The organism is Facilibium subflavum (assembly GCF_003574485.1).
Classification (GTDB): Bacteria; Pseudomonadota; Gammaproteobacteria; order Francisellales; family Francisellaceae; genus Facilibium; species Facilibium subflavum.
In genome coordinates, this window is the sequence record NZ_QLIT01000100.1 from 1 (window position 1) to 15,122 (window position 15,122).

At 38.5% G+C, this 15,122-nt stretch carries 17 protein-coding genes and 2 pseudogenes; 8 read left to right on the plus strand and 11 right to left on the minus strand.

Annotated elements, in window-relative coordinates; translation table 11 throughout:
- Positions 1-283 (plus strand): annotated as a pseudogene (locus DNK84_RS14610) (IS4 family transposase); the annotation flags it as partial.
- 60 nt (positions 284-343) lie between these two features.
- On the opposite strand, the gene DNK84_RS06880 reads toward DNK84_RS14610, so the two are convergent.
- The 3 genes from DNK84_RS06880 to DNK84_RS06890 form a co-directional block, all read right to left on the minus strand.
- Positions 344-1,621: an MFS transporter gene (locus DNK84_RS06880; RefSeq protein ID WP_119343812.1), complete on the minus strand. Its 1,278-nt coding sequence runs from the start codon at positions 1,619-1,621 to the stop codon at positions 344-346.
- 259 nt (positions 1,622-1,880) lie between these two features.
- Positions 1,881-2,240 (minus strand): arsenate reductase family protein, encoded by a 360-nt coding sequence (locus DNK84_RS06885; protein ID WP_119343813.1) that lies wholly within the window; start codon positions 2,238-2,240, stop codon positions 1,881-1,883.
- 176 nt (positions 2,241-2,416) lie between these two features.
- A complete protein-coding gene (locus DNK84_RS06890; RefSeq protein WP_162902282.1) occupies positions 2,417-3,064 on the minus strand; it encodes a thiamine diphosphokinase in 648 nt (215 codons plus the stop codon).
- 165 nt (positions 3,065-3,229) lie between these two features.
- Here DNK84_RS06890 and xerC point away from each other — a divergent pair, with 165 nt between their 5' ends.
- Positions 3,230-4,105 carry a tyrosine recombinase XerC gene (gene xerC / locus DNK84_RS06895; protein WP_119343815.1) on the plus strand — a complete coding sequence of 292 codons (876 nt, stop codon included), beginning with the start codon at positions 3,230-3,232 and terminating at the stop codon, positions 4,103-4,105.
- A gap of 2 nt (positions 4,106-4,107) precedes the next feature.
- Entirely contained in the window at positions 4,108-4,851 is a 744-nt protein-coding gene (locus DNK84_RS06900) for a class I SAM-dependent methyltransferase (protein WP_119343816.1), read from the plus strand.
- A 39-nt stretch (positions 4,852-4,890) separates the two neighbouring features.
- Here the strand turns inward: DNK84_RS06900 and DNK84_RS06905 are convergent, their stop codons facing one another.
- Together DNK84_RS06905 and DNK84_RS06910 are read right to left on the minus strand one after the other, a co-directional pair.
- Positions 4,891-5,184 carry a helix-turn-helix domain-containing protein gene (locus tag DNK84_RS06905; RefSeq protein ID WP_235826848.1) on the minus strand — a complete coding sequence of 98 codons (294 nt, stop codon included), beginning with the start codon at positions 5,182-5,184 and terminating at the stop codon, positions 4,891-4,893.
- 206 nt (positions 5,185-5,390) lie between these two features.
- Positions 5,391-5,735, minus strand: a pseudogene (locus tag DNK84_RS06910) (GNAT family N-acetyltransferase); the annotation flags it as partial.
- A 273-nt stretch (positions 5,736-6,008) separates the two neighbouring features.
- Between DNK84_RS06910 and DNK84_RS06915 the strand changes: the two are divergent.
- The 5 genes from DNK84_RS06915 to DNK84_RS06935 all read left to right on the plus strand — a co-directional run bounded on the left by DNK84_RS06915 (position 6,009) and on the right by DNK84_RS06935 (position 10,226).
- Positions 6,009-6,620, plus strand: a complete 612-nt coding sequence (locus DNK84_RS06915) for a helix-turn-helix domain-containing protein (RefSeq protein WP_162902284.1) — start codon at positions 6,009-6,011, stop codon at positions 6,618-6,620.
- A gap of 22 nt (positions 6,621-6,642) precedes the next feature.
- Positions 6,643-7,605, plus strand: a complete 963-nt coding sequence (gene nagZ / locus DNK84_RS06920) for a beta-N-acetylhexosaminidase (protein WP_119343820.1) — start codon at positions 6,643-6,645, stop codon at positions 7,603-7,605.
- 39 nt (positions 7,606-7,644) lie between these two features.
- Positions 7,645-8,802: a mechanosensitive ion channel family protein gene (locus DNK84_RS06925; protein ID WP_162902285.1), complete on the plus strand. Its 1,158-nt coding sequence runs from the start codon at positions 7,645-7,647 to the stop codon at positions 8,800-8,802.
- A 63-nt stretch (positions 8,803-8,865) separates the two neighbouring features.
- Entirely contained in the window at positions 8,866-9,867 is a 1,002-nt protein-coding gene (locus tag DNK84_RS06930; RefSeq protein WP_119343822.1) for an NAD(P)H-dependent glycerol-3-phosphate dehydrogenase, read from the plus strand.
- Positions 9,868-9,896: 29 nt separating this feature from the next.
- Positions 9,897-10,226, plus strand: a complete 330-nt coding sequence (locus tag DNK84_RS06935) for a DUF4286 family protein (protein WP_119343823.1) — start codon at positions 9,897-9,899, stop codon at positions 10,224-10,226.
- Between the two features lie 27 nt (positions 10,227-10,253).
- On the opposite strand, the gene DNK84_RS06940 is transcribed toward DNK84_RS06935, so the two are convergent.
- The 6 genes from DNK84_RS06940 to rpsB form a co-directional block, all read right to left on the minus strand.
- Positions 10,254-11,051: a phosphatidate cytidylyltransferase gene (locus tag DNK84_RS06940; protein ID WP_162902286.1), complete on the minus strand. Its 798-nt coding sequence runs from the start codon at positions 11,049-11,051 to the stop codon at positions 10,254-10,256.
- An 11-nt stretch (positions 11,052-11,062) separates the two neighbouring features.
- Positions 11,063-11,782 (minus strand): polyprenyl diphosphate synthase, encoded by a 720-nt coding sequence (uppS, locus tag DNK84_RS06945; RefSeq protein ID WP_119343825.1) that lies wholly within the window; start codon positions 11,780-11,782, stop codon positions 11,063-11,065.
- Between the two features lie 7 nt (positions 11,783-11,789).
- Positions 11,790-12,347 (minus strand): ribosome recycling factor, encoded by a 558-nt coding sequence (frr, locus tag DNK84_RS06950; RefSeq protein ID WP_119343826.1) that lies wholly within the window; start codon positions 12,345-12,347, stop codon positions 11,790-11,792.
- 9 nt (positions 12,348-12,356) lie between these two features.
- On the minus strand, positions 12,357-13,070 hold the full coding sequence (pyrH, locus tag DNK84_RS06955) for a UMP kinase (protein WP_119343827.1): 714 nt from the start codon (positions 13,068-13,070) through the stop codon (positions 12,357-12,359).
- A gap of 5 nt (positions 13,071-13,075) precedes the next feature.
- Positions 13,076-13,945: a translation elongation factor Ts gene (tsf, locus tag DNK84_RS06960; protein ID WP_119343828.1), complete on the minus strand. Its 870-nt coding sequence runs from the start codon at positions 13,943-13,945 to the stop codon at positions 13,076-13,078.
- 101 nt (positions 13,946-14,046) lie between these two features.
- Complete coding sequence (gene rpsB, locus DNK84_RS06965) at positions 14,047-14,790, minus strand: 30S ribosomal protein S2 (protein ID WP_119343829.1); 744 nt, start codon at positions 14,788-14,790, stop codon at positions 14,047-14,049.
- Positions 14,791-15,122: the final 332 nt, after the last annotated feature.

The following is a 15,122-nucleotide window of genomic DNA, read 5'->3' on the forward strand; positions in this document are numbered from 1 at the left end:
ATATAATCTCATACGAAGGGTTATGGCTCAAGCTGCACTGGCGCACGATCGTTTGCCTTGTAGTTTAAGTTTTAAGCTTACATTACAAAGTATACGGATATTTTCACAGACTGATTTACTCTGCAAAGACGATCCGGAAATACTCAGACAACTGTTTAAAATCATTGTCCATAAACAGGTCGCCAACAGAACAGGACGCAAAGAGCCTCGGTGCAGAAAACGCAGAACAAAGGCATATCCTCCACTAAAAAAAGCTCGAGGTTTATACAAAAATGCGGCTTAACTTAGTGCCATTAGTGCATAAGTAACAACACGGTTACTTAGTACTCAACGACCTGGAGCTCTAGTGCTTATTTTGTACTTCTTCCGTACTGATTTTTTCCTCAATAAGCTGTTGCTCATATACCACTTCTGTCGCAACAGAAGCTTCTGGTGCAACGCTTTGAAACTGAACCTTGTCTTCTTCTTTCACCACTTTCACATTGGCGTATAATCGCCATGCTGTGTAGATGATTAAAAAGACACATACCAAACCAATAAAAGTAAAGAACCCATAAGGGCCAAAAATTGACATAAACCAGGTCACAAGCACAGGACCTATCATTGAACCAATACCATAGGATAAGGCTAATAATCCCAATATCCCGACAAGCTGGCTTGCATCTAGGTAGTCACTTGAATAACTGATTGAAATAGGATAAATCGTAAAAGTCAAACCACCTAAAATAAATGAAAAAATCATCATCTGCCAAAAAGCGTGAGGCAATATACCGATTAAAATCGAAATAACTAATGCACTGATTAAAACACCAAGCAATACTTTACGGCGATCATTAAAATCTGAAAGCTTACCGATTGGGACTTGCAAAATAACACCACCTAGAATAATCGCAAACATCATCGATGCAACGGCTTCTTTTGGGTAATTTGCCTGTTTTAAAAAAAGCGGATAAATCGTATAAATACACCCTAATATCACACCAGATGAAAATGCTGCCCAAATACCCAATGGCGCTTTTTTAAACAATACAAATGGTGATAGTAATTCAGTCTTTTCCTGCTTTGGCATTTCAAAACGTGTAATACTCACAGGGATAATCGAAATTGACGCCAGCATTGAAATAATACAAAAAGCCAGTAAAACACTTGCAAATTCAATGTTTAACATGAATTGACCAGAGGCTTGAAAAAAGTAATAAATTAGAAGATAAATAGAAAGTACTCGTCCCTTGTATTCTGAGCCTGCACCTTCCAAACACCAGCTTTCAACCACAATGAATAATCCTGCTAATGAATACCCACAGATAAACCGAAAACCTGCCCATGCAAGTGGCGAATAAATCACACCTTGCAACATGGAACCGACAGCCATAACACTTGCAAATAAAACATAGCCACGAATATAGCCAATTCTTAAAATTAATTTCTGTGTAAAGTAAGAGCCAAACATCATTCCAGCAAAATACGCTGATGATACGATACCAACAACCCAGTTTGACGCCCCCATATGAGATAATTCTATCGTTGTATAGGTTGTATAAAAAGTATTACCTACGGTTAAAATAGCCATACTTAAAATAGGCGCAACTAACATGGAAAATTTTGGTGAAGATTTCGGCATGTCAAAACCACTGAATTTTTGCCAAAGGATAAAACAGAAAAACCTAATAGACAAGCCTATTATATTGTAAACATGTTAAAACCTTGAACTTAAAACTGGTTAACATCCATGTAATAAACTCTTCATAACAAGGGGGAGTGTCTTTTTTGAGTTTAGGCTTCCTGCCTTGCCAGTTCATTATCTCAAGCCCACTGTTAAATCAAAATAGCAAATCTCTGAATTTACCTAAGAAATATCTTACATGCTGTAGGATATAAACTCAACCCTTTGACAGGTTTAATGCTTCAATAATATTTTCCAATGGTCGACCAATAACAGCAAAATTACCGCCTTCCAAAATGGGGCGTTGCAATAATACTGGGTTATCACATAAAATCTCTACTCCTTGATCAACACCCAGTGTATCAAGTTTCAACCCCATCGCTTTAAACGCATCATCGTTTATTCTAATCATCTGCACAATGGGCTGATTAAGCTTTTGATATAGCCTTAATAGCTCATCATGTGTCAAAGGTGATTTTAAATATTCATGCACTTTAACATCAATATTATTATGCTGCAGATACTCAAGTGCTGCACGTGATTTACTACAACGTGGATTATGATAAAGCGTATACATTTTCCACTCCTTTTCCTCGAAGTTCCATTATAGTACCACAAAAAAAAAATGCTGCAATTGCAATATACCACTTCTGCTGGCTAATTTGATTTGATAAACAGTTGAGAAGAAAAGTAACCGCATCAGCCAGCATCATCACTATTACTGATGAAACTTAAAAAAACCTTAAGAAATGACTATTTTTCATACCCATGATAATTATTATGTGACACAAATACTAACCCATTCCCGCTTTCATAATTAATACATACCTCAGCTGCTATTGCATGGTTTCGGATACCGACACTCTCCCCAAAAGACAAGTTTTGATTTGATAAGTTGTAGCGACATCCTGTCAAAGTAATTTTATCCAACGTCCACAACGGCATAATTGAAATCATTTTCCCCTTTACATGAGAAAGCTTTGTCTGCGGATTGAGAAAAAAAGCATAACTATATGCATCCACAAATGTCAAATTCAGTTGATTATTAAGCTTTAATGCAGAAGAAATGTTAGCAAAACAGTGATCAAGCTCGCCACCTGCTGCACCAAAAACAATGAGATTTTGATAGCCTGACTGGTGCAAAAACGACAATGCTTTCTCAAAGTCCGTTGCATATTGATCCGGTATTAAAATATAATCATGGTGATGTAAATTCGCATTATCAATAGAGTCTCCATCTCCGATTACCTTTTCAATGTATTTATCAAGCAAAGAACCCACTACTTTATCATAAGCGCCATCTGCACAATAAAGCGGCAAACCCGGGTAATGCTTTAGAATATAGTTTTGGCAAAAAGCTATATTAACCTCGCCGTTAATAAATAAGATCGCTGTTTTCATCATATTAAGTGGTATAACGTATTCAAGTCATTGAATTGTACATTACCACCTCTATCAAAGTCACTGATAAAATGCAAAGCAAGGAATACTACAGAAATACTGTAAAATGGTTTGTGATGGGTATATACTTCAACTAAAGACTTTTTAAATGTACAATCATAACTGATGCAAAATGAGATCAATAGTTTCCTACTTTATCTTAAGCAGCAAAAAAATTATTCAGACCATACCATTGATAACTACAAACGAGACCTTGATAAACTCATAGACTACTGCAAGAAAAACAACCTGTCTTTTCAAACAATACAAAACCTGCATATTAAAAGCTGGCTTAAGGGTTTACACAGTAAAAATCTGTCTCCAAAAACAATCCAGCGCAGCTTAAGTGCTGCAAAGTCGTTTTTCAACCACCTTGTTGTACTTGAGAAAATACCACATAGCCCAGCCTATGGCATTAAGGCCCCTAAGGCTGCAAAAAAACTGCCTAAAACACTTGATGTTGATCAAATGCAACAGGCCTTAAATATAAAAACAGATGACACGCTATTAATACGTGATCTTGCCATGTTAGAGCTCATTTATGGTAGCGGTTTACGCCTAAGTGAACTTGTGAATATCAAGCTTCAAGACATCGATTTTAGCCAAGGTATTATTCATGTTACAGGAAAAGGCAATAAAGATCGAATTGTACCTATTGGTTCCCATGCAATAAACGCCATTCAACAATGGCTTACCAAAAGACAATTGCTTGCTTTACAAAATGAATGCCTTTTCCCAGGAAAATCAGCCCCAAGCATATCGCCTAGAACGGTACAAAAACGATTTGAAAAATTTGCACAATATTACGCTGATAGGCATATTCATCCACATATGCTGCGCCATGCTTTTGCCAGCCATTTACTTGAATCATCTAAAGATCTTGTTGCCGTACAAAAATTACTAGGCCACAGTGATATTTCGACAACACAGATTTATACGCACTTAGATTTTCAACACTTATCTGACATCTACGACCAAACCCACCCCAGAGCCAAAAAATAATCATGATAACCATCTATACAACCACAAAGGCTCAACAGCAATTTTTAGCTGATTTGCTCGAAGGTGAAAATATAGCTTATACCCTTGTAACCACCGCACCTGATAATGGATTTTTTCTTGGGTTTAAGGATGATAAACTGACCTTATTTCTTGCAAATTCACCTTTATCTTTAAACGTTGATTTCACAAGCCAAGACATCCAGCAAAGAATAAATCCGCAAACAGCAAAGCCTGGCATTATCAAGGCCGTAGAAGGAAAGAAAAAGAAAGCACTTCATATACTGGATATGACAGCAGGTCTTGGCACAGATAGTTTTACGTTAGCAGCCAGAGGACATACCGTCATCTCAATCGAGGAAAACCCTTATGTTTTTTGCTTGCTTAAAGATGGTCTTTTCCGGGCAAATAAAAATCCTCAACTAACACACATCGCTGAGAAAATTACAATCGTAAATCAAAACGCCATCATCCATACCAAAGAAATGACAACAACCTTTGATATCATTTATTTAGATCCGATGTTTCCTTCACGCAAAAAATCTGCAAAGGTTAAAAAGAACATGCAGCTTTTGCACCAGTTAGTCCAGACAAGTCCAGACAACGATACAATGCTTTTTGAGCAGGCAAAAAAACTGCCCCACGCAAAAATCATTGTGAAAAGACCAAGACATAGTGACTTTTTGGGACAAAAAACCCCAACAAGCCAAATCATTGGTAAAGCAAATCGCTTTGATATTTACGCGTAAAAAAACACTTTCGCTGACAAATTACTTTAACGATGAGTCTTAGTATTTTTCTTTCGGATCGTGAAGCGCGCTGTATTGCTCCAGCTTTTTACGAAAAGTACCACGATTTAAGCCCAAAATACGTGCAGATCGGCTTTGATTATGACCGGTAAACTCCATCGTCGCCTCAATCATTGGCCACTCGGTTTCCTCCATAATAAGCTGATAGACATCTTCTGGCCTTAGGCCTTCTTGACTAATACTCTTATAAAACTGCTGAACCCGCTTTCGAACTACTTCCCGCAATGGAAATGTCTCTGCTGAGCTTTCATCTGGTTTCAATTTATAATGCATTGTTGCAGCCATTTTGTTTCCCCCTAATTATGAAACATTATTGGTTTTACAGTACAAAAAGAAAGATTAATCGATTTTTTAGCCAATAACAATGCTGTCACAATTAAATTTACATCTTTTTACAATTTTCATCTGTTTTTAGCACAAAAAAGGGATAACTTTGCCACATTTTGATTCTTTCATTACACACAAACTTACATTGAGTATCAATTCACCACTCTGGCCATTATTAATGCATCGAGAAACTGGCCTTCTGTAAAGGCAAAATTGCTTAATTTCCCCTCGGTTACAAAACCAAATTTCTCATACAGACCAATAGCTATGTGATTGTCACAAAAAACCGTCAACTGCAATCTTGTAAGATGCAACCAGTTATCTGCCAAATCAATGATTGTGCTCATCAATGCACTGCCAACGCCTTGACCCTGATAATCAGGGTCAATCGCAATAAACAGTTCAGCCATATGCTTTTGACGCAACTTTTCACACATAACAAATCCTGCATTCCCCACGATATTATCATCAGTGATTGCCACAAGGTTTATAAGGTTATTATCATGATGATCAAGTTTTTCTTTGTGTGCTTGATATCACGAAAAGGGTATTGCAGGGTATTGCAGAGTATTGCGCATCACTTGAGGTCGTTGCAATATCCTATGAATACCTTCAGCATCCTCAAGTGATGCTGATCTAATTTTGATGGCTTCTTTCATCTAATTTTCACCTATTGCCCCAAAAGCATAAAATAAGCTTACTGAAAACTATTGAAGCCTGCAAGCTGGCTTATTATACTGACATCTAGTGAAGGTGAAAAAGTTGAATTTATGAAAAACTACCAGCGTCAACTCAAACAACTACGTGAGAAGCAAAAACTAACCATTGAAGGTGTTGCAAGTAAAATGGGCTTCTCTGCCCAGACTATACAAATGTTAGAGGATACTGACGATTTATTTTCGCTTAATTTACCCACCCCTTCATTAAAAAACTATTTTCGTAAATATGCCGAATGCCTGCAAATGCCAGAAAAGAAAATTGTCAGTCTTCTTAACCGCATTGATTATTTAGACTATAAACGCTCCCGTAGAGGAAAACTTAAGGCATTTGATTATTTCAACCGGCTGATGATTCTTATCTTACTTGCTGTTTTAGGCTACACTGCTTACCAGCTATACCTGGAAGAAAAAGCCAATGCACTAAAACAAAGCGTTATTACATTACCTTCACCTATAAACACATCTTCAAGCCAAGATACCACAACAGGTGATACAACAACACAGTCGCAACAAAAAACCTTGGATAACAATAACACACAAGACTTGGCTGATAAAGGTACAACAACACAACCAACTACTGACGCACAGCAATTAAAGCAACAGGCGCCTATTGGCCTATATCCACTGAAAAAGCCTGCAGAAACGGCAAGCCATTCATCATAACCGCCTTTTAAATGGATAAAAGATGATGACACATTTTATTATTGGAATTGAGTCGACTTATTTATCTAAAGAAGATATTTTCCGCCTAACAAATCCACAGGTGATTGGTGTAATCCTGTTCAAACGAAATTATGAAAACAGCCTGCAACTTAAAAATCTAACACACCAGATCAAACGATTACGTCATGATCTTATTATCAGTGTTGATCATGAAGGTGGTCGTGTTCAGCGCTTCCAAGGTGACGGATTCTCAACACTTGCCCCACCCTTTAGTTTACAAAACAGCACTCAAGCTGACATTAAAAATCACGCAAGCATATTAGCAAGTGAGCTTAAAGCGCACGGTGTTGATCTAAGTTTTACACCTGTTGTTGATTTATATAATCCAAACAGTCGTGTTATTGCTAAGCGTGCTTTTTCTGATGATCCACAAGAAGTCATTGACATAGCACAATCTTATATCCAAACACTGCACAAACATGGCATGCCAAGTGTTTTAAAGCATTTTCCAGGTCATGGACTTATCCAAGAAGACTCTCATCTTGAAGTTGCCTGCAGCAACCAAAACTTAAAGGACTTAGAACAAACTGAACTTAAACCCTTTATTACACTTATCAATAACAAGCTTGCTGATAGCGTGATGGTCGGCCATATTCAATTTCCCAGGATTGACCAGACAATCGCTTCAATGTCACGATTCTGGTTAACCGACTACTTAAGAGGAAAGCTTGGCTTTAATGGCATTATCTTTAGCGATGACATGGGAATGTTTGCTGCAACAAATGCCAGTAAGAGCACTTTTGATGCTTGTCAAAAGTTTTTTGAAGCAGGCGGTGATATTGCCATTATTGGCAATGATTTCTCTGGCATTGATAGCACGCTGGCCAAACTTAAACAAAAACCGCAATCAGATGAATCTATATTTAATCAGCGCTGGCAAAAATTCACCCAACACTTGACGAACGAAACAGGTTCCCTACAATAATAGTTAACACTCACTTGGAAACAGATGCAAGGATCGTTTATGAATGATGAATTACTGCAGCAATACCTATCTCCCTGGCTTATTCCGATCGTACATGTCTTAATTGTTTTAATTTCAGTCATCGTCGTTAACATTATTATTCGCATAGCCCTGGCCATATTTGCAAAAAAACTCAGCAAAAAATCAAATATATTAAGACTTTTCTATCAATCAATTAATAAGCCCTTACGAATCATCACCTGGATTATCGGCTTGTGGATCATTGTGACACAAACAGTCAACTGGGAAGGAGATTCAGTACAAACCGTTCTTGATATCTCTTATATGGTAATTAAAGTTCTTGTGATTTTATGCATCGTCTGGGCTTTATTTTCTTTTGCTAAAAATGTCAAAAACTATTTTATAGAGAAAAATACCCGAACAGATGGCGGCTATAACGATTTTAGCATGATTGAAACAAGTTATAAGGCTTCCCAGGGCGTTATCTTGGTGTTAGCTTTTTTCACCATCTTAAGCGCACTAAATATCCCTTTAATCGCTTTAGCAGGAATGACAACAGTTATTGCGGGTTTTTTAGCAATTTCACAACAAGAGCTTATTAAAAATCTATTTGGTGGACTTGTTATCTATATTGATCGCCCCTTTTCAGTAGGTGACTGGATTTACACGACAAGTGGCGATATCCAGGGCACCGTTGAAAAAATAAGCTTTCGCTTAACACAGATTTGCGGGTTTGATCAACGTCCAATCTATGTGCCCAATTCAACATTTTTAAACGCCTCTATCGTGAATGCTTCACGCATGAAGAATCGTCGTATTTTGCAATATGTTGGCATCCGCTATCAGGATTTTGAAAAGCTTCCTGCCATTTTAGAAGATATTCGCAATATGCTAAAAAACCATAAAGCAATAGACCAATCAAGAACGACGCTGGTCTGCATTGTTAATGGCAGCACAAACATGGGCTCAAGTACTGAAGGTGTATTTGGCGCTTACTCTATTAACTTTATGATTTACACCTTCACTAAAACAACAAACTGGGTGAGATTCCAGGCAACCCAAGATGCGATCATGATCGAAGTTGGTAAAATCATTGCATCTCATGGCGCGCAAATTGCTTTCCCCACAACCACAATCGATATGCCAGAAGATGCAATTGAGATACTTTCTGGCAAGCAAGCATTACAAAGCAATTAATCTTTTGGCGAAACTTATTTACAATAACCCATAATCGCTTGATATTCTATATAAAGGAGACGCATGTCTACATCAATACTTGTCTTTGGTGCCGGTTCCTGGGGTACCGCACTTGCTATTCAACTGGCAAACAACAGCCATAAGGTTTATTTACATGCTTACCGGAATGAACACAACGAGCAAATGATCCAAACACAATCAAATGAAGCCTACTTGCCTCATACCCCTTTCCCTGAAACATTACATGCTGTTAACAACTGGCAGCACTATATTGATCAATGTAGCGATATACTTATTGCAACACCAAGTAAAGGGTTCTTACAAACACTGCAACAAATCAAGCCTTTTATACAACACCAGGGCATCATCTCAGCAACCAAAGGATTTTGCCATCAAAGCCACAACTTACTTGATGTACTTTGCAATGAAGCACTGCCACAAACACCCTTTGGTGTATTAACAGGGCCAAGCTTTGCCAAAGAAGTTGCCAAACAACTACCTACCGCTATTTTAGCAGCCTCACAAAATGCACAATATGCCAAACACATTCAAACACTTTTTAATAGTGAAACGTTTCGCTGTTATACATCATTGGATGTCACTGGCGCAGAAGTTGGCGGAGCTGTAAAGAATGTGTTGGCGATTGCATGTGGGATTTCCGATGGCTTGCAATTTGGTGCAAATGCGCGTGCTGGCCTTATCACACGAGGCTTGAAAGAACTCATTCGATTCGGGGTCAGCTTAGGTGGAAAATCAGAAACACTGTATGGTTTAAGCGGTCTTGGTGATCTAATCCTTACCTGTACAGATGACCAATCTAGAAATCGTCGATTTGGCGTTCTACTGGGTCAAGGATATTCAAAAGAAGAAGCAATCAAAGCAGTAAAGCAAGTTGTAGAAGGTATTAAAACAACAAATACGGTCTTTAGCCTTGCACAAAAGCATGGCATCGATATGCCTATTGTGGAAACAATTTATAAAATTCTCTATGAGGGATTTCCAATTAAAGCAGCTGTAATGCACCTACTTAACCGTGATTTAAAATCAGAAGACGCAGTAAATTAACCATCAAGTTATTAAAAAGGAATTTTACGATGATACTATACCAAGTAAACTTAGAGGTTGATAAAGGCATTGCTGAGCGCTATTTAACCTGGCTTAATCATCATAAAGATGAAATGTTGAAGTTCAAAGGATTTATTGATGCCAATATCTATCTTGATCAACAACAAACAAAGCAAGACCAGCTGACACTTAGCGTTATTTACCAGATCATTTCAATGGATGAGCTTAATGAGTATTTCCGTATTCACGCCAAAGCAATGCAGGAAGAAGGCATTGCAAGATTTGGTGGCAGATTCCATGCATCACGCCGAATTTTAAGGCCTTATAACGATGAAAAAGCTCCACCGAGCCCAGATTAAAAAAGTAACTTTAACATTATCTATCTTCTAAAAGGGAACAATCCCAAAGCATATACTGATAAATACAAATACAGGCAAGGCTGCAAACAGGCTATCCATCCTATCTAGAACACCGCCATGGCCTGGTAAAATTGCGCCACTATCTTTAACACCACATTGGCGTTTAATCGCACTTTCAAGCAGATCTCCAACCAATGCGACTAAAACAGTCACAAAGGAAAGTATAACCAAAACAAGATGCTGTAAGATACTTGCCTCCATAAATAAAGAGCTCAGCGTTCCAGCAAGCCCACCGATGACTAAACCGCCAAATAACCCTTCTATGGTTTTATTGGGGCTGATTTTCACGGCAAGCTTATGTCTACCATAATGTTTACCCCAAAAATAAGCACCGCTATCTGCCAGGGTTACAATAAGCATAACCACTAGTAATAAATAGGGGCGATTGGTGTGCAAAATACTAATTGCATCAAAAAGCGGAACGATAATAAAAAGGCCCATTATATAACGCTGTAAAATAGACAAGTGCTTTTGACTACCGGCATTAAAGCCTTTGATAAGCACAAGCGAAAATAGCCAAAACAGGCATGACAGCACTAATGTGATTATAAGTGCATATCTGCTTAAATAAATTAAAACGGCTGTAATACATAAATAAATGATGCGCTTATAAAGCACTTTTGCATCGGCAAACGCTGCCCATTCCCAACTGGCAAACAGTAAAATCACTGCCAGTATAAAATTAAAAATTGTGGCGTTTAACCGGAAAATCGCCCATAGAACGATAATACCTAAAATAACACCTGTAATTATCCGTTCCTTCACATCCAACCCTTTTATAATTGATCTTCCGTTTTACCAAATCGGCGTTTGCGCAACTGGTAGTCATCTAATGCGGCCTGAAAATCGTTTTTTCTAAAATCTGGCCATAGTTTTTTACAAAAATATAATTCCGCATACGCCAGCTGCCAAATCATAAAATTACTCACTCTTTGCTCACCACTGGTTCTAATTAATAGGTCAACCGGCTGTTGGATAGTTGGTTGTAAAAAATCCACAAATCTATTTTCATCTAATTGATCTATTTGCATCTTATTCGCCAGCACTGATTTGGCAATTTCTTTTGCTGCCTCAACAATCTCCCACTGACCACTATAATCTATTGCGATATTCAGCATCAGCCCTGTATTTGCTTTTGTTGCCACTTCGGCTATTTCAATATTTGATAACACAGCATTTGATAGCCGGGATTTATCCCCAACAACGACCAGCTTAACATTATTATCTTTGAGCATTGGCAATTCATCAACCAGAACTTTGGTAAATAAATCCATCAGTGTGTCAACTTCTTCTTTTGGTCGCTGCCAATTCTCCCGACCAAAAGCAAATAGCGTTAAATAAGGTATTTTCTTTTCAACGGCGAACTCAATTGTTTGGCGTACACTTTTAATTCCTGCTTTATGACCAGCTGTACGTGGAAAAAACTTCCTTTTTGCCCACCTGCCGTTACCATCCATAATGATGGCAACATGCAGCGGCATTTTTGTTAATGCCATATCCAGGCTATATTTCCATTAAATCATTTTCTTTTTGCTGTGCGATATCATCAGCCTTGGCAACCATATCATTCGTAATCTTCTGAATTTTGTCTTCAGCCTTTTTGGCTTCATCTTCAGAAATTTCTTTTTCTTTCAGCAGCTCCTTTACATCAGAGTTTGCATCACGACGAATATTACGTATTGCAACGCGCCCTTTTTCAGCTTCAGACTTCACAAGCTTAACAAGTTCACGGCGCCTTTCCTCATTAAGTGCAGGCATGGGAATACGTAAGGTATCACCCAAGTTTGCAGGGTTCAAGCCCAAATCTGCCATTAAAATTGCTTTTTCAATTTTACTTGAAAGCCCTTTCTCCCAAGGCGTAATACCAAGCGTTCTTGCATCTAATACTGTAATGTTTGCCGCTTGTGATATGGGTGTCTCAACACCATAATAATCAACCGTCACATGCGCAAGAATATCTGGATGCGCACGGCCTGTCCGTATTTTTGCCAAATCATGGCGTAAGCTCTCTAAACTTTTTTCCATGCGGCTTTTGGCATCTTGAATAATTTCATTAATCACGAGCTTCTCCTAATTTCTCACCCAAGTGCCTTGCTTTTCTCCACTGATAACGCGAATCAGTGCTTGGGGCTCATTCATACTAAAAACACAAATAGGAATACTAAAATCGCGGCACTGTATAAATGCCGCAAGATCCATGACTTGAAGCTGTTTTTGCAATGCTTCATCAAAGCTTAGCGCTTCAAAGCGTTTTGCATCAGCATCTTTTTTGGGATCACGGTCATAAACACCATCAACCGTTGTCACCTTTAATATTGCATCTGCCTTGATTTCACAAGCACGAAGACTTGCTGTACTGTCTGTTGTTACAAAAGGGTTACCAGTCCCCCCGGCAAAGATAACAACTTTTTTTTGCTGCAATAACGCACACGCACGTTTGTGGTTTGTTGCCTCGACAACACCATCAATCGAACGTGAAGATAAAACATGTGTTTGCACACCAATCATATTAAATATATCAGATAAGGCAAGTCCATTGATGATTGTGGCAAGCATACCCATCGTATCGGCCGTTGCCCGATCAATTAAATGACCAAAAGCAGCGCGCCCGCCTCGAAGGATATTGCCACCACCAATAACAATTGCAACCTCCACACCTGCTTCTACAACTTCTTTAATCACATTGAGTATGGGCTTTGCAGCATTTACATCAAAAGTATTTTGATCACCTGCAAAAAGCTCACCACTTAATTTAATCAATACACGTTTAAAGGCAGGTTTCACGACGATTAAGCTCCTTGCACTTGGCTCATCACTTCCTGGGCAAAATCACTTTCTTCTTTTTCAATGCCTTCACCAACAGCAAAACGAATAAAGCCAGTAACGCTTGCATTGTTTTCCTTTAAAAGCTGCGAAACTTTTTGATCAGGATTTTTCACAAATGGCTGACCCAATAAGCTTTGCTCATCGAGGAATTTACGAATACGACCTGTGATCATTTTTTCAATGATTTCATCTGGCTTGCCACTTTCGCGTGCTTGTGCAACAAAGATTTCTTTTTCTTTTTCAACAATCTCAGCTGGCACGTCATCTTGCGCAACCACTAATGGGCTTGATGCAGCAACATGCATAGCAATATCTTTTGCCAACGCTTCATCACCACCTTTTAAGGCAACCACAACACCAATACGGCCACCATGGCTATACTGACCGAGCGTTTCACCTTCAAGACAAGCCATACGACGAAGCTTGATGTTCTCACCAATCTTTGCAATTAAGTCATTACGCGCCTGCTCAACTGTACTGCCGTTTTCAAGTGTTAAGCTTTCGACTTCTTCAATCGACTTTGCATCAGAATTAGCCGCCACTTTAACAACTTCTTCAGCAAAGTTTTTAAAACTGTCATCACGCGCAACAAAGTCTGTCTCAGAATTGACTTCAATCATAATAGCCTTATTACCTGATTGCGCCATCAACACAACACCTTCAGCCGCAACACGTGCTGCTTTTTTTGCTGCTTTTGCCTGACCTGACTTACGCATTTCATCAATCGCTTTTTCGATATCGCCACCAGTTGCTGTCAAGGCTTTTTTACATTCCATCATGCCAGCGCCTGTGCGCTCACGTAACTCTTTTACCATTTGAGCTGTTATTGCCATATTTAAATACCCTCAAATTCTTAATTAAAAAACAGTCGATTAAATTTATTACACTGCTGCAAACTGTTCTTCACAAGCAGTCTAACATCATCAACGATAAATTATGCTTCTTTCTCAGACTCAGAAGCTTCTTGCTCATCATCCACCTGAGCTTCAGCAACAGTTGCTGCAGCCTGTTTAGCATCAATGATCGTATCAGCAAAACGACTTAAATAAAAGCGTATCGCCTTAACTGCATCATCATTACCTGGGATAACATATTGAATATTATCAGGATCAGAGTTTGTATCAACAACAGAAACAACGGGAATACCCAAACGTTTTGCTTCTTCAATCGCAATATGCTCTTCTTTGCTGTCAATCACAACGATTGCATCAGGAAGACCACCCATATCCTTAATACCACCTAAAGCTTTTTCAAGCTTTTCAATTTCTCGTGTATTATGTAATGCTTCTTTTTTCGTTAAACGCTCAAAAACGCCTTCTTCCTGCATTTTTTCAAGATTGCGCAGACGCTTGATTGATTGACGGATTGTTTTGTAGTTTGTCAACATACCACCCAACCAACGATGATTCACATATGGCATGCCACAACGTCTTGCTTCTTCAGCAACAATCTCTTGTGCCTGGCGCTTTGTACCAACAAAAAGAATCTTTCCTCTTTTTGATGCTGTTTTGCCGACAAAGTTAATCGCATCTTCAAATAATGGAACGGTTTTTTCAAGGTTAATAATGTGAATACCGTGATTAATCCCAAAAATGTATGATTCCATCTTAGGGTTCCAAAATCTTTTTTGGTGACCATAATGGACACCTGCTTTTAGCATATCTTTCATTAAAGACATTTATATTCTCCGTTTGTTAGGGTTACGCCGCCACCGCTCCCACTTTTTAACTTTGTATCCAAAGCACCCAAAAAGTGTGCCGAGCAGTGTGTGGTTCATTTATACTTAAAATTACTGCTTTTAACGCCCAAGGCATTGCAAAAAGCGAACGGATTGTAACACAAAAAAAAGAATTGTGCTAGTGCCAAGCCGCTTCTCCAGGGTAAACGCATCTAAATTCTAGTATTTATCTGGCCTAATGCTGGAATATAGTGCATCTTATTAGTTATAGCAAACTAAGTATCAATTTAAATTATTATGGATAGTGTTTTCGTTGAATGTTTTAAGGAATT

Coding starts and splice junctions, on each gene's coding strand:
- DNK84_RS06880 (WP_119343812.1), bottom strand. CDS start 1,621: ATGCCGAAATCTTCACCAAAATTTTCCATGTTAGTTGCGCCTATTTTA.
- DNK84_RS06885 (WP_119343813.1), bottom strand. CDS start 2,240: ATGTATACGCTTTATCATAATCCACGTTGTAGTAAATCACGTGCAGCA.
- DNK84_RS06890 (WP_162902282.1), bottom strand. CDS start 3,064: ATGAAAACAGCGATCTTATTTATTAACGGCGAGGTTAATATAGCTTTT.
- xerC (WP_119343815.1), top strand. CDS start 3,230: ATGCAAAATGAGATCAATAGTTTCCTACTTTATCTTAAGCAGCAAAAA.
- DNK84_RS06900 (WP_119343816.1), top strand. CDS start 4,108: ATGATAACCATCTATACAACCACAAAGGCTCAACAGCAATTTTTAGCT.
- DNK84_RS06905 (WP_235826848.1), bottom strand. CDS start 5,184: ATGCATTATAAATTGAAACCAGATGAAAGCTCAGCAGAGACATTTCCA.
- DNK84_RS06915 (WP_162902284.1), top strand. CDS start 6,009: ATGAAAAACTACCAGCGTCAACTCAAACAACTACGTGAGAAGCAAAAA.
- nagZ (WP_119343820.1), top strand. CDS start 6,643: ATGATGACACATTTTATTATTGGAATTGAGTCGACTTATTTATCTAAA.
- DNK84_RS06925 (WP_162902285.1), top strand. CDS start 7,645: ATGAATGATGAATTACTGCAGCAATACCTATCTCCCTGGCTTATTCCG.
- DNK84_RS06930 (WP_119343822.1), top strand. CDS start 8,866: ATGTCTACATCAATACTTGTCTTTGGTGCCGGTTCCTGGGGTACCGCA.
- DNK84_RS06935 (WP_119343823.1), top strand. CDS start 9,897: ATGATACTATACCAAGTAAACTTAGAGGTTGATAAAGGCATTGCTGAG.
- uppS (WP_119343825.1), bottom strand. CDS start 11,782: ATGGCATTAACAAAAATGCCGCTGCATGTTGCCATCATTATGGATGGT.
- tsf (WP_119343828.1), bottom strand. CDS start 13,945: ATGGCAATAACAGCTCAAATGGTAAAAGAGTTACGTGAGCGCACAGGC.
- rpsB (WP_119343829.1), bottom strand. CDS start 14,790: ATGTCTTTAATGAAAGATATGCTAAAAGCAGGTGTCCATTATGGTCAC.